The organism is Streptomyces mangrovisoli, from assembly GCF_000974985.2.
In the GTDB taxonomy this organism is placed as follows: domain Bacteria; phylum Actinomycetota; class Actinomycetes; order Streptomycetales; family Streptomycetaceae; genus Streptomyces; species Streptomyces mangrovisoli.
In genome coordinates this window covers 1-12,395 of sequence record NZ_LAVA02000059.1, presented here as the reverse complement: position 1 = coordinate 12,395, position 12,395 = coordinate 1, and the positions used below count along the sequence as shown (strand labels likewise).

At 73.4% G+C, this 12,395-nt stretch carries 11 protein-coding genes; 8 read left to right on the top strand and 3 right to left on the bottom strand.

All coding sequences use genetic code 11. From position 1 onward, the window contains the following. Window positions 1-31: 31 nt before the first annotated feature. Entirely contained in the window at window positions 32-1,120 is a 1,089-nt protein-coding gene (locus tag WN71_RS24510) for an NADH-quinone oxidoreductase subunit B family protein (RefSeq protein WP_046588731.1), read from the bottom strand. A gap of 674 nt (window positions 1,121-1,794) precedes the next feature. Here WN71_RS24510 and WN71_RS24505 point away from each other — a divergent pair. The 6 genes from WN71_RS24505 to WN71_RS24480 are packed head-to-tail and all read left to right on the top strand — an operon-like array spanning window position 1,795 to window position 7,236. Beyond that, entirely contained in the window at window positions 1,795-3,396 is a 1,602-nt protein-coding gene (locus WN71_RS24505; RefSeq protein WP_240529744.1) for an ATP-binding protein, read from the top strand. Beyond that, window positions 3,393-3,815 carry a roadblock/LC7 domain-containing protein gene (locus WN71_RS24500; protein WP_046588733.1) on the top strand — a complete coding sequence of 141 codons (423 nt, stop codon included), beginning with the start codon at window positions 3,393-3,395 and terminating at the stop codon, window positions 3,813-3,815. The genes WN71_RS24505 and WN71_RS24500 overlap by 4 nt, the downstream gene beginning before the upstream one ends. Further along, entirely contained in the window at window positions 3,812-4,174 is a 363-nt protein-coding gene (locus tag WN71_RS24495; RefSeq protein WP_046588735.1) for a DUF742 domain-containing protein, read from the top strand. The genes WN71_RS24500 and WN71_RS24495 overlap by 4 nt, the downstream gene beginning before the upstream one ends. Further along, on the top strand, window positions 4,146-4,772 hold the full coding sequence (locus tag WN71_RS24490) for a GTP-binding protein (RefSeq protein ID WP_046588736.1): 627 nt from the start codon (window positions 4,146-4,148) through the stop codon (window positions 4,770-4,772). Before WN71_RS24495 ends, WN71_RS24490 begins: the two co-directional genes overlap by 29 nt. Continuing rightward, window positions 4,769-6,007: a cytochrome P450 family protein gene (locus WN71_RS24485; protein WP_046588738.1), complete on the top strand. Its 1,239-nt coding sequence runs from the start codon at window positions 4,769-4,771 to the stop codon at window positions 6,005-6,007. Before WN71_RS24490 ends, WN71_RS24485 begins: the two co-directional genes overlap by 4 nt. After that, a complete protein-coding gene (locus WN71_RS24480; protein ID WP_046588740.1) occupies window positions 6,004-7,236 on the top strand; it encodes a cytochrome P450 family protein in 1,233 nt (410 codons plus the stop codon). The genes WN71_RS24485 and WN71_RS24480 overlap by 4 nt, the downstream gene beginning before the upstream one ends. 147 nt (window positions 7,237-7,383) lie before the next feature. On the opposite strand, the gene WN71_RS24475 is transcribed toward WN71_RS24480, so the two are convergent. Continuing rightward, complete coding sequence (locus WN71_RS24475; protein ID WP_046588743.1) at window positions 7,384-8,910, bottom strand: helix-turn-helix domain-containing protein; 1,527 nt, start codon at window positions 8,908-8,910, stop codon at window positions 7,384-7,386. Window positions 8,911-9,309: 399 nt separating this feature from the next. On the opposite strand from WN71_RS24475, the gene WN71_RS24470 reads away from it, so the two are divergent. Beyond that, window positions 9,310-9,930 carry an L-threonylcarbamoyladenylate synthase gene (locus tag WN71_RS24470; RefSeq protein WP_046588745.1) on the top strand — a complete coding sequence of 207 codons (621 nt, stop codon included), beginning with the start codon at window positions 9,310-9,312 and terminating at the stop codon, window positions 9,928-9,930. A 127-nt stretch (window positions 9,931-10,057) separates the two neighbouring features. Continuing rightward, entirely contained in the window at window positions 10,058-10,813 is a 756-nt protein-coding gene (locus WN71_RS24465) for a dienelactone hydrolase family protein (protein WP_046588747.1), read from the top strand. A gap of 85 nt (window positions 10,814-10,898) precedes the next feature. Here the strand turns inward: WN71_RS24465 and WN71_RS24460 are convergent. Further along, window positions 10,899-12,395: M4 family metallopeptidase (locus WN71_RS24460; protein ID WP_206300129.1), on the bottom strand; the 1,497-nt coding region annotated here is incomplete at its 5' end.

The window sequence follows — 12,395 nt, the reverse complement described above, 5'->3', positions numbered from 1 at the left end:
GGTCGGGGGTGGGGCCGGTCGGGTCAGGGCGTCACCAGGGCGGCTTGTAGCCGGTGGTGATCTTGCCGCCGGTGTGGCGCCACTTGGGCTCCTTGTCCACGGTGTTGAGCGTCACCGAGCGCAGCCGGCGGATGAGGGCGCCGTAGGCACCGCTCGCGGCGCTCGAGAGGGTCGCGCCGGGTGGCTGGTCCATGAACGGCATGAACTTGTCGGGGAAGCCGGGCATGGTGCAGGCGATGCAGATGCCGCCGACGTTGGGGCAGCCGCCGATGCCGTTCATCCAGCCCCGCTTGGGCACGTTGCACTTGACGACCGGACCCCAGCAGCCCAGTTTCACCAGGCACTTGGGCGAGTCGTAGGTCGTGGCGAACTCGCCCTGCTCGTAGTAGCCGGCGCGGTCGCAGCCCTCGTGCACCGTGGCGCCGAACAGCCAGCTCGGGCGCAGCTTGTCGTCCAGCGGGATCATCGGGGCCGAACCCGCCGCCTGGTAGAGCAGGTAGGTGAGCGTCTCGGCGAAGTTGTCCGGCTGGATGGGACAGCCCGGCACGCAGACGATGGGGATCCCGGCGTGCGACTTCCAGTCCCAGCCGAGGTAGTCGGGCACGCCCATGGCTCCGGTGGGGTTGCCCTCCATCGCGTGGATCCCGCCGTACGTGGCGCAGGTGCCGATCGCGACGACGGCGAGCGCCTTGGGGGCGAGCCGGTCGATCCACTCGCTGGTGGTGATCGGCTGGCCGGTCTCGGGGTTGTCGCCGAAGCCGCACCAGTAGCCCTCGGGCTTGATCGCCTCGTTCGGGATGGAGCCCTCGACGACCAGCACGAACGGGTCGATCTCGCCGCGCTCGCCCTTGAAGAACCACTCGATGAACGTGTCGGCGCCGCCGACCGGTCCGCACTCGAAGTCGATGAGCGGCCAGTGGACGGCGATCTTCGGCAGACCGGGGAGCACGCCGAGCGCGATCTGCTCGATGCTGGGCTGCATCGCGGCCGTCAGGGCCACGGAGTCTCCGTCGCAGCTCAGGCCCGCGTTGATCCAGAGGATGTGGATCGTGGGCGTCTCGTCCGCGGGCGCTGCGGATGCGCCGGCTGCGCCGGCGGTGTCGGGCGTCGCCGCTGCCATGGAACCGCCTCCTCAGGGAGGTAAGGGGTGAAGGCGTCTTTTTCGGGCGCCACGCTTCTTGGTATCACCCGTCCGGCCCCGGCGGGCTGTCGGTGCGGGCCGTTCCGGTGACGGGGACAACCGACCCGCCGGTCGCTTCCGCCGGGACCGCCGGCCGCTTCCGGTCGACCCACGGGTCGCATCCGGCCGTACGACCGGCCGCCTCCGGCCGGGCCACCGGTTCCGCTCGGCCGACTGCGATGGTGGGTCACCGGGCGGCGGGCCCGGTCGCGACACCCCGGGCGCCGCCCGCCATAGCCCCCTTTTGGCTCCGCGCCCGCACCCGCGGCCGCAGCGGCGACCGCGGCGGCGACCGCGGCGGCGACCGGGCGGGCCCGCGACCGTCGACGGCCGATCCGTCGGACCGCCGACGGCCGAACCGTGGAGCCGTCGAACCGCCGAGCCGCCGAGCCGCCGTCCATGCACAACCGACGAGCCCAACTACGTTCGGCCATAAGGCAATTCAGACACTCCACACAGAAGCGAACAGACCGCGAGCGGATTCGGAGGGAAGTCTCGTCCAACCGCGCGAGAGCGGTCGGTGGCGGTGTGTAGTGTGCTGCGCGTGCCTGCGATGGGGGGCCCTTCACGGGACCTCGCCGCCGCCCTGCCCACTTCCCCTTGGAATCGCCCAGATGATCGAATTACCGGATCTGGCAGCCGGTGCCGTGGCGTCCGTCGCCACCGTGTCCGCGCTCGCGCTCGGCGGCGGGCTGCTGCGGAGCCGGCGTCGGCGGGCCGCGCTGAGCGCCGAGAACGACACCCTCCGCGCCCGGCTCGACGCCTTCCAGCAGGTGCTCATAGCCGAGGTCGAGCACCTCGCCGCCCAGCGCCTGCCCGCCACCGCCAAGCAGCCCCTGCACCCCAGCGTCCCGGTACCCGGCGCGTTGCAGCCGCAGCTCGACGGCACCCCGCTCGCCGCCGCCCTGGACCATGTCCTCACCGCCGCGCGCGCCGAGCTGGACGCCCAGCGCACCCGGATCGACGCGGCCGCCCAGGCCGGGATGCGGGGCGCCACCCGGGAGATCCAGGCGGCCCTCTACCGGCTCCAGGACGCCCTGCGCGGCCTCCAACAGCGCTACGACGAGCCGGAGTTGTCGCAGACCCTGTTCGCGCTCGACCACGAGAACGAGCAGTCGCTGCGCCGCGCGCAGGTGGCCGCGGTGGTCTGCGGGGCCTGGGTGGGGCTGGCCCGCGAGGAGTCGCACCTGGTGGACGCGGTCACCGGCGGCCAGGCCCGGCTCGCCGGCTACCACCGGGTCACCGTCCACAACCACCTCGAACCCGGCACCGCGCTGGTCTCGCACGCGGTCGAGCCGGTCGCCATCATCGTCGCCGAACTGCTCGACAACGCGCTGCGCCACTCCGCTCCGGACACCGACGTGGTCGTCAACCTGGAGCACGTGCACCACGGCGTCTGCGTCACCATCGACGACGCCGGCCTCGGTATGACGCAGGACGAACGCGAGCGCGCCCAGCGCCTGGTGGCGGGCCACGCCCCGATCATGCTCACCGATCTCGGCGACCCGCCGCGCATGGGCCTCGCCGCGATCGGCCAGCTGACCCGGCAGTTCGACCTCACGGTCGACGTCTCGTCCCCGTCGCCCTACGGCGGGGTGCGCGCGGTGCTGCGGGCCGGCAGCCATCTGCTCACCCGCGTCGACCCCGAGCAGCGGCCGCCCGCCGTGAGCGCGCCGCGGTCCACCCGCCGGCCCGGAGCGACCGCCTCGGCCACCCCGGCCCCGGCTCACGACCCGGCATCCGCGGCACCCGCCTCGGCCGCGCACGGCTACAGCGCGGACGCCGCCGCGGCCACCGCGGGCCACCGGGGCGACGACCCCGCGGACACCGGCGGGCTTCCGCAGCGACGTCGGCGCACGCGGGCGCAGGAACCGCCCGCCGCCGTACCGCGGCAGACGGAGCGGCGGCCCGAGGAGGCCGCCGCCGCGCTCGGGGCGCTCCAGTCCGGCACCGCCGCGGCCCGATCGGCGCCGCCGTCCGACCTGGACGACACGGTGCCCGCCCGCCCGGCCGCGGCCCCGACCGCCCACCTCGCGCCCGAACACCCGACCGCGCCACCGGCCTCCGGCCCCGCAGCGGCACCTCCGGCCGCCGGCCCCGCGCCCGCGCACCCGGCCGCCGTACCGGCGCACGACACCGTGGCCCGACCCGCACCCGACATGCGGGCCGTGGCACCGACCGACGACACCGAACACGAAGGGGGACCGGCTCGATGACCAGCCGCGAGGCAGGCGACACGGCATGGGTGCTCGAACCGATCCTCGAGGTGCCGCGCGTGGTGGCGGCCGTCCTGCTGACCCGGGACGGACTCGTCACCGGGTACACGGACGCGCTGTCCCAGCCCTCGGCCGAACGGGTCGCGGCGATCACCAGCACGGTGCAGGCCGCGTGCCGGACCGCGGCGGCCGCCTTCGCGGACCGCGACAGCGCGGAGATCCGCCAGGTGGTCATCGAGTCCGACCACGGCTATGTCCTCATCGTCCCGACCGACCACGGCACCTGCGTGGCCGCGTACGGCGACGGAGAGGTGCGCCTGGACCTGCTCGCCCACCGCGTCCACTCGCAGGTGGCGCGGCTGGGCGAGAAGGCGATGGCCGCCGCGCCCCGAGGGACCGACGGCAGCACGCCGGCATGACGGGCCGCCGTGGCGGCCGTCGGCTGGTTCCCGCGTATCTGTCGACCAACGGCACGGCGCGGCCGAGCCGCCCGCAGCTGGAGCGGCTGTCGCTGCTCACCACCAGCGGCACCCCCGTGCCGCCCGGCCTGCCCGCAGCCCAGCTCGCCCTGCTGGACGCGCTGCGGGAGGGCTCGCTGACGGTGGTGGAGGCGGCGGCGCTGCTGGAGCTGCCGGTGTCCGCGGTCCGCGTCCTCGCCGGCGATCTGCTCGACCAGGACCTGGTGCTGGCCCGCGCACCGGTCCCGGTCGCCGAACGGTTCGACCCCGACCTTCTGAAGAGAGTGGCCGATGGCCTCCGCGCCCTCAAGCAGCACTAGGCCGACCGCATCCCGGCCGGGCATCCACCTGCCCGACACCGCCCGCGATCTGGTGAAGATCCTGGTCGCGGGCCCCTTCGGGGTGGGCAAGACCACGCTCATCGACTCCGTCTCGGAGATCCGCCCGCTGCACACCGAGGAACGGCTCACCGAGGCGTCCGCGCAGGTCGACGACCTCGACGGGGTGCGCGAGAAGACGTCCACCACGGTGGCCATCGACTTCGGCCGGATCAGCCTGCCCGGCGGGGTGGTGCTGTACATGTTCGGCACCCCCGGGCAGGAGCGGTTCCGGGCGCTGTGGGACGACATCGCCTACGGGGCGCTCGGCGCGCTCGTGCTGGTCGACAGCCGCCGCCTCGACGCCTCCTTCGACGTGCTGGGTCTGGTCGAGGAGTCCGGACTGCCGTACGCCGTCGCCCTCAACACCTTCCCGGACGCGCCCCGCCACCACACCCCCGAACAGCTGCGCGCCGCCCTGGACCTGGAGCCGGGCACCCCGTTGGTGACCTGCGACGCGCGCGAGGCGGGGTCCTGCGTCGACGCGCTGCTCGCCCTCGTCCAGCATCTGATCGACCGCCGACCCCCGGAGCGCCGGTGACCACCCATCCCCCCGCCCAGCAGTCCTTCTCCCTCACCGTGCCGGTACGGCTGTGGGAGGACGGCTTCGCCCACGACCCGCACCGCTACTACGCCGCCCTGCGCGCGCAGGGCCCGGTCGGCTGGGGCGAACTCGCGCCCGGCGTACCGGCGTACGTCGTCACCGACCGCGCGGCCGCGCTGGACCTGCTGCAGGACACGGAGACGTTCTCGCACGACCCGCGGCCGTGGGAGACGACCGTCGCCGACGACTCGCCCGTCCTCGGCATGATGCGCTGGCGGCCCAACGCGCTGTTCGCGGACGACGGCGAGCACATCCGCTACCGGCGCTCGCTGATCGACGTCTTCGACCGGGTCGAGCCGCACGACCTGCGGGCCCGTGTGCACCGGGCGGTACGGCTGCTGGTCGGCCGGTTCGGGCCGCGCGGCGAGGCCGACCTGGTGGGCGACTTCGCGCGGCCGCTGATGGCGCTGGTCTTCAACAACCTGTTCGGGCTGCCCGACAGCCAGGGCGACCGGCTGGAGCGCGGGCTCGCCAAGATGATGGAGGGCGGCGCCCAGGCGGCCGAGGGCGAGGCCGAGTTCGGCGCGTACGTGCTCGAACTCATCGCCGCGAAGAGCGAGCGGCGCGGCGACGATCTGCCCAGCTGGCTGCTCGACCACCCCGCAGGGCTGACCGCCGAGGAGGTCACCTGGCAGATCTTCCTCACCTTCGGCGCCGGGCACGAGCCGACCGCGAACCTGGTGGCGAACGCGCTGTCGCGGATCCTCGGCAACGCGGAGTACTACTCGACGCTCACCAGCGGCGCCCGCCCCGTCACGGACGCCGTCCTCGAAGTCCTGCACCACGAGACCCCGTTGGCCAACTACGGGGTGCACTTCGCCCGTTCGGCGGTCTCGTTCCACGGCGCGTGGATCAGGGCGGCCGTGCCGATCGTCGTCTCCTACGGCGCGCTGGGCCACTTCGCCGAGCAGGCGGCGACCGGCGGACGCCACCCGAGGGACGCCTCGCACCTGTCGTGGTCGGCGGGTCCGCACGCCTGCCCGGTGCGGCAGCACACGCTGCTCATCGCGACCGAGGCGATCGAGCGGCTCACCCAGTGGCTGCCCGACCTCGAACCCGTCGTGCCGCGCGACAGCCTCGACTGGCGGCCGGGGCCCTTCCACCGCTCGCTGACCGCGCTGCCCGTCCGCTTCACCCCCCGCTCCCCCGACCAGCCAGGAGAGTCGTCGTGACCGTCACCGACCGCATCGCCCTCGACCCGTTCGGCGCGGACATACCCGCCGAGAGCGCCCGGTTGCGCGCGCTCGGCCCGATCGTCCCCGTCGAGCTGCCCGGTTCCATCCCGGCCTGGGCGCCGACCGGTTACGACGTCCTCAAGGAACTCATCCTCGACCCGAAGGTCAGCAAGGACCCGCGGCAGCACTGGGCGTTGTGGGCCGAGCTGCCCGAACACCCCTCCTGGGGCTGGATCCTGGGCTGGGTGGGCGTGGTCAACATGCTCTCGACCTACGGCCCCGACCACACCCGGCTGCGCAAGCTGGTCGCGCCGAGCTTCACCCACCGGCGCACCGAGGCGATGCGGGCCCGGGTCGAGGCGGTGACGGCGGAGCTGCTCGACGCGCTGGCGGCGAAGGGCGCGGCGGGCGGGCCGGTCGACGTGCGGGCGGGGCTCGCGCATCCGCTGCCGATGCGGATCATCTGCGAGCTGTTCGGCGTGCCCGACGGGCTGCGCGAGGCCACGGCCCGGCTCATCGCGGCCATCATGGACACCTCCGACCCCACCCCGGAGCACGCGGCGTTCGTGCAGGAGCAGATCGGGGTGGTGCTGGGCGGGCTCATCGCGGAGAAGCGGGAGCGGCCGGGCGACGACCTGACGACCGAGCTGATCCGGGTCCGCGACGAGGACGGCGACCGGCTGAGCGACGAGGAGCTCGTGTACACGCTGCTGCTCGTGATCGGTGCCGGCTTCGAGACGACGGTCAACCTGATCGGCAACGCGGTCGTCGCGCTGCTGCGCCACCCGGAGCAGCTGGCCGCGGTCCGGGCGGGCGAGATCGGCTGGGAGGCGGTGGTGGAGGAGACGCTGCGGGTGCATCCGTCGATCGCGTCGCTGCCGCTGCGCTTCGCGGTCGCCGACATCACCGTCGGCGACGTCACGATCCCGGCCGGGGACGCGATCATCACGACGTACGCGGCGGCGGGTCTGGACCCCGCGCACTACGGCCCGGAGGCGGACGCCTTCGACGCCTCGCGCGGGGCGGACGACCATCTGGCGTTCGGCATCGGGGTGCACCGCTGCATCGGTGCCCCGCTGGCCCGGGTCGAGGCGCTCACCGCGCTGCCCGCGCTGTTCGACCGGTTCCCGGACCTGCGGCCGGCGTTCACCGAGGACGAGCTGCGCCAGGTGCCGTCGTTCATCGCCTTCGGCTGGCAGGAGATCCCGGTACGGCTCCAGGGCTGAACCGGGGCGCGCAGCGCCCGTGGCACGAGATCGGGGCGGGGGCCCGACCGGTCCCCCGTGCCGGTCGTCCCCCCGCGGAGTCCTGAACCTACGTGCGGGGGCGGCCGATGGGAATCGCGGCGATGCCCTTTTCGCCGCCCGGACGGCTCACCCGTGCACAGGTGAGTCCGGTTGATCCGGTTTGCGGGGGCGCAGGCCGGGTTCGCCGAGCTCACCGACGACCAGATGGGCGAGGACGACCTCGTAGAGATCGCTGCCCGCGGCCAGCAGTTGCCGTTCGAGCACCGGTTCCGCGCCGCGCACGTGCTCGCGGACGGTCTGCGGATGGACCCCGAGGTCGAGCGCGGCGCGTTCGGCGTTGCCGCCGGCCGCGATCCAGGCGCGCACCGTGCGGCGCAGGTCCCGCCCGTCCCGGGTCAGCCGCTCCAGCAGGTCGTGGGCCCAGATCCGCAGCGCGGTCCCGGCCAGCAGGTCGCCGAGCCGCACGGCGCGCGCGGCCCCGGCGGTGGCGCCGTCGCCGCCCATCGCCCGGGTGTTGAGCGCGAGGTGGACGGCGGCGCGGACGGTGAGGTCGGAGAGGTCCGTGCCGAGCAGTGCCTCGACGCGGTCCATGCGGGCGCGGACGGTGTTGCGGCTGACGCCGAGCACCTTGGCGGCGCTCACGGCGGTGAACTCCAGGCCCAGCCGGGTGGTGGCGATCAGCTCGGCCCGGACGTGGTGGGCCAGCGCGTCCAGGGGGCGCAGCAGCGCCGCCGACCAGGCTTCGAGGGCGGCGGGATCCATCAGCCGCTCGGGATGGGTGCGCTCCGCGTACACCGCCGCCTGGTCGGGGCGGTGGCGGGCGACGGCGAGGGCGCTGACGGCCTGCCCGTAGGCCGCGGCGGTCCGGGCGAGGCTCTGCCGGGCGCTGCCGCCGAGGAAGGTGTCGGGGTGGCGGCCGACGAGCAGGCGCAGTTGTTCGGCCGGGGCGGCGCCGGGCGCCAGGACGATGACATGGCCGTCCATGGCGGGGCAGCACACGACGAGCACGTGTCCCGCCGTCGCCTCCGCGCACGCGGCGGCCAGCCGGTCGCGCTCTTCCGGGGAGCTCTCGACGACGTAGACGCAGGCCGTGTCGGTGTCGAGCAGGCCGGGCCAGAGCCCGGCGGCGACCCGGCGGGCGGAGACGGTGTCCTCGACCATCAGCAGTTGCAGGATGGCGAGGCGCAGGTCGGCGGTGGCACGCTCCAGGAGGCGCCCGGCGACGGTCAGTTCGCGTTCCCGCAGCAGCAGTTCGAGGACGCCGGCGGTCTGGGCGACGATGTCGGCGGCGCGCCGGTCGAAGGGGGCCGTGCGGACCACGGCGAGGACCCCCGCCGGGGCCGGGTGCACGGGGCCGACCGCGACGAGGCGGACGTGGCGGTCGCCGTCCTGGAGGGCCGCGGAGGAGATCCGTCCGGCGACGATGTCGGCCACGAGGCCGCGGTCCACGGGCAGCCGGTGGTCCCCGGCGAGGGGGCGCTGCCGGTGGTCGAGCAGGGCCGCGGATCCGTGCACGGCACCGGCCAGCCACTCGACGACCTTGCGCAGGTCGCGTCCGGTCGGGCGGAGCTGGTCGAGGAGCTGTTCGGCCCAGGTGGGCCGCCCTCCGTGCGGCGCGCCGCCGCGCGGGTCCGGGTCCTTTCCGCCAGCCACCTCGGTCTTCCCCTCGTTCTCCGCGTTGACCTGGCCATACGCCCGTGACGTTACCTGACATGGCGGCACGGATCCCCGGTCGGGGCGATGTCCGGTCGTCACCGGGCTCCGGGGGCAGGACGACAGGGCGTGGGAGCGGGCCGGTCCGCGGGCAGTCCCGGGGGACGGAATGACCGCGGAGCCGGCCGGACTCGGGGGCGGGGGGACGCCCCGAGCGCTCTGCTGTGCGGGTTCCCGCCCGGCGCCGCGGTACTCCACCGAATTCCGGTCCGTTTTTCCGCGCGCGCCCACCGCAGGGCGTCGCGGCACGGCCGCTCCCGCCCGCCGGGCGGTCCGCATCGGGGACGGGCCGCGGCCCGTCCGCGCGGGAACCGCGCGCGGTCGGCATAAGCTCGGTGAATGGCGAAGTACTTCGACGTGCACCCCGACAACCCTCAGCCGCGCACCATCGCGCAGATCGCGGACAGCGTGCGCCAGGGGGCGCTGATCGCGTATCCGACCGACTCCTGTTACGCCCTGGGCTGCCAGCTGGGCAGCCGTGACGGCATGGACCGCATCCGTACCATCCGCCGGCTCGACGACCGGCACCACTTCACCCTGGTGTGCCGGGACTTCGCACAGCTGGGGCAGTTCGTGCAGGTCGACAACAACGTGTTCCGCGCGGTCAAGGCGTCGACACCGGGCAGCTACACCTTCATCCTCCCGGCCACGCGGGAGGTGCCGCGCAAGCTGATGCACCCCCGCAAGAAGACGGTCGGCGTGCGCATCCCGGACCATGTGGTCACGCAGGCGCTCCTGGCCGAGCTGGGCGAGCCGCTGCTGTCCAGCACGCTGCTGCTGCCGGACGAGAAGGAGCCGATGACGCAGGGCTGGGAGATCAAGGACCAGCTGGACCATGTGCTGGACGCGGTCGTCGACTCCGGCGAGTGCGGTACCGAGCCGACCACCGTCGTCGACTACTCCAGCGGCGAGGCGGAGATCGTCCGCTACGGCGCCGGCGACCCGAGCCGCTTCGAGTGACGACGGGCCGGGTGCCGCGGTGGGGGTCCGCCCGCCGCGGCGTGGATCTTGCGTGTCACGATGGGTCCCTCAGACCGCGCCGGGTCACCCGCGCCCCGGCGACGACTTCGCAGGAGGCATCCCCGCCATGACCGCCGTACAGGGCACAGCCGTCGACATCCCCACCGAGGACGGCACCGCCGACGCCTACCTGGTGCACCCCGATGACGCGAGTCCCCGTCCGGCCGTCCTGCTCTACCAGGACGCGTTCGGGCTGCGGCCCCATCTGAAGGGGATGGCCGACCGGATCGCGGCGGCCGGTTACACCGTTCTCGTCCCCAACGTCTTCTACCGGCACGGCCGTTCGCCCGTCGCGGAGCTGCCGGAGTTCATCGACCCGGCCGCCCGGCCGGAGATCTGGGAGAAGGTCTTCCCGCTCGTCCAGTCGATGACGCCCGACCTCGCGCGGCGCGACGCGGGCGCCTATCTGAGCTGGCTGGAGGCGTGCCCGGCGGCCGCCGACGGGCCGGTGGCGATCACCGGTTACTGCATGGGCGCCCGGCTCGCCCTGATCACCGCCGGGACGCACCCCGACCGGGTGGCCGCCGCCGCCGGCTTCCACGGCGGGCGGCTCGCGACCGACGCCCCGGACAGCCCGCACGTGTTCGCGAAGGACGTGACCGCGGAGCTGTACTTCGGGCACGCCGACCACGACCCGTCGATGCCGCCGGAGCAGCAGCGGCTGCTGGCGGACACGCTGACCGCGGCGGGCGTGCGCTTCACCGCCGAGGTCTACCCCGACGCGCCGCACGGCTACACCCAGGCCGACACCGCGTCGTACCAGAAGGAGGGCGACGAGCGGCACTGGGCGGCGCTCATGGACCTTCTGGCGCGCACCTTCTGACGTTCCGTCACCGTCGCCGCGGGCGAACGCACGCGATCCCGCACACGGACGGCCTCCGTGTGCGGGATCGCTGCGTGGTGCGAGGTCAGCTGGTCGTGACGGCGGTGTCGTCGACCACGAAGCTGGTCTGGAGCGAGGAGTCCTCGACGCCGCTCCACTTCAGCGTCACCGTGGTGCCCGCGTAGGAGGAGAGGTCGAACGACTTCTGGGTGTAGCCGGTCGCCTTGTTGAGGTTGGAGTAGGTGGCCAGGGTCGTCGAACCGGCCGTGACGGTCAGCTTGTCGTACGCCGTGCTGGTGGTCGTCTCGGCGGTGTCGATGTGCAGGTAGAAGGTGAAGGTCGCCTTGCACCCGGACGGGACGGTGACCGACTGCGAGAGCGTGTCGGTGTGGCTGGAGCCGTAGCCGTCGAGCCACGCCTTGTACGAGCCGGCGTGCGACGCCTCACCGGAGTCGGTGGTGATGACCCCGCTGGTCGCGGTCCATCCGGTGCTGCCCGACTCGAAGCCCGGGTTGGTCAGCAGCTGCGAGGAGGTGCAGGTGCCGCCGCCACCGCTCGAACTCACGGTCCAGGTGAACGACGCCGTGCCGGTCGCGCCGGTGGAGTCGGTGACCGTGACGGTCGTGCTGTAGGTCCCGGCCGTGGTCGGGGTGCCCGAGATGGCGCCGGTGGAGCTGTTGATCGACAGGCCGGTGGGCAGACCGCTGGCGGCGTAGCTGAGCGAGCCGCTGTTGGTGCTGCTGGCCGAGATCTGCAGGCTCACCGCGGTGCCGACGGTCGAGGACTGGCTGCCGGGGTTGGTCACCGTGACGCCGCTGCTGGGCGGCGTGATGTGGCCGCCGACGGCGATGCCCGCGAAGGCGTTGCCGACCGCCGCGTACTCCGCCGAGCTGGTGCCGTAGAGCGCGCCGGCCGCGCTGAGGGCGGCGGTGCGGGCCGAGGCGTAGTTGGTCGTCGACGTCATGTACGTCGTCAGCGCCTTGTACCAGATCTGCAGCGCCTTGTCGCGGCCGATGCCGGTGACCGCCACCCCGTCGGACGTGGGGCTGTTGTAGGTGACGCCGTTGATGACCTTGCTGCCGCTGCCCTCGGAGAGCAGGTAGAACATGTGGTTCGCGGGGCCCGACGAGTAGTGCACGTCGAGGTTGCCCACGCCTGAGTACCAGCTGTCGGCGGAGCCGCCGTCCTTGCTGGGCTTGTCCATGTAGCGCAGCGGGGTGCCGTCGCCGTTGATGTCGATCTTCTCGCCGATGAGGTAGTCGCCGACATCGGTGGAGTTGTTGGCGTAGAACTCGACGCCGGTGCCGAAGATGTCGGAGGTCGCCTCGTTCAACCCGCCGGACTCACCGGTGTAGTTCAGGCCCGCGGTGTTGGAGGTGACGCCGTGGCTCATCTCGTGGCCGGCCACGTCGAGCGAGGTGAGCGGGTCCGCGTTGTTGGAGCCGTCGCCGTAGGTCATGCAGAAGCAGCTGTCGTCCCAGAACGCGTTCACGTACGAATTGCCGTAGTGGGTCCGGGAGTAGGCGGCCACGCCGTTGTTCTTGATGCCGCTGCGGCCGAAGGTGTTCTTGTAGAAGTCCCA

Bases quoted from the DNA above. Each gene is read 5' to 3' on its own strand.
- WN71_RS24465 (WP_046588747.1), top strand. From the start codon at position 10,058: ATGACCGCCGTACAGGGCACAGCCGTCGACATCCCCACCGAGGACGGC.
- WN71_RS24470 (WP_046588745.1), top strand. From the start codon at position 9,310: ATGGCGAAGTACTTCGACGTGCACCCCGACAACCCTCAGCCGCGCACC.
- WN71_RS24505 (WP_240529744.1), top strand. From the start codon at position 1,795: ATGATCGAATTACCGGATCTGGCAGCCGGTGCCGTGGCGTCCGTCGCC.
- WN71_RS24510 (WP_046588731.1), bottom strand. From the start codon at position 1,120: ATGGCAGCGGCGACGCCCGACACCGCCGGCGCAGCCGGCGCATCCGCA.
- WN71_RS24495 (WP_046588735.1), top strand. From the start codon at position 3,812: ATGACGGGCCGCCGTGGCGGCCGTCGGCTGGTTCCCGCGTATCTGTCG.
- WN71_RS24490 (WP_046588736.1), top strand. From the start codon at position 4,146: ATGGCCTCCGCGCCCTCAAGCAGCACTAGGCCGACCGCATCCCGGCCG.
- WN71_RS24500 (WP_046588733.1), top strand. From the start codon at position 3,393: ATGACCAGCCGCGAGGCAGGCGACACGGCATGGGTGCTCGAACCGATC.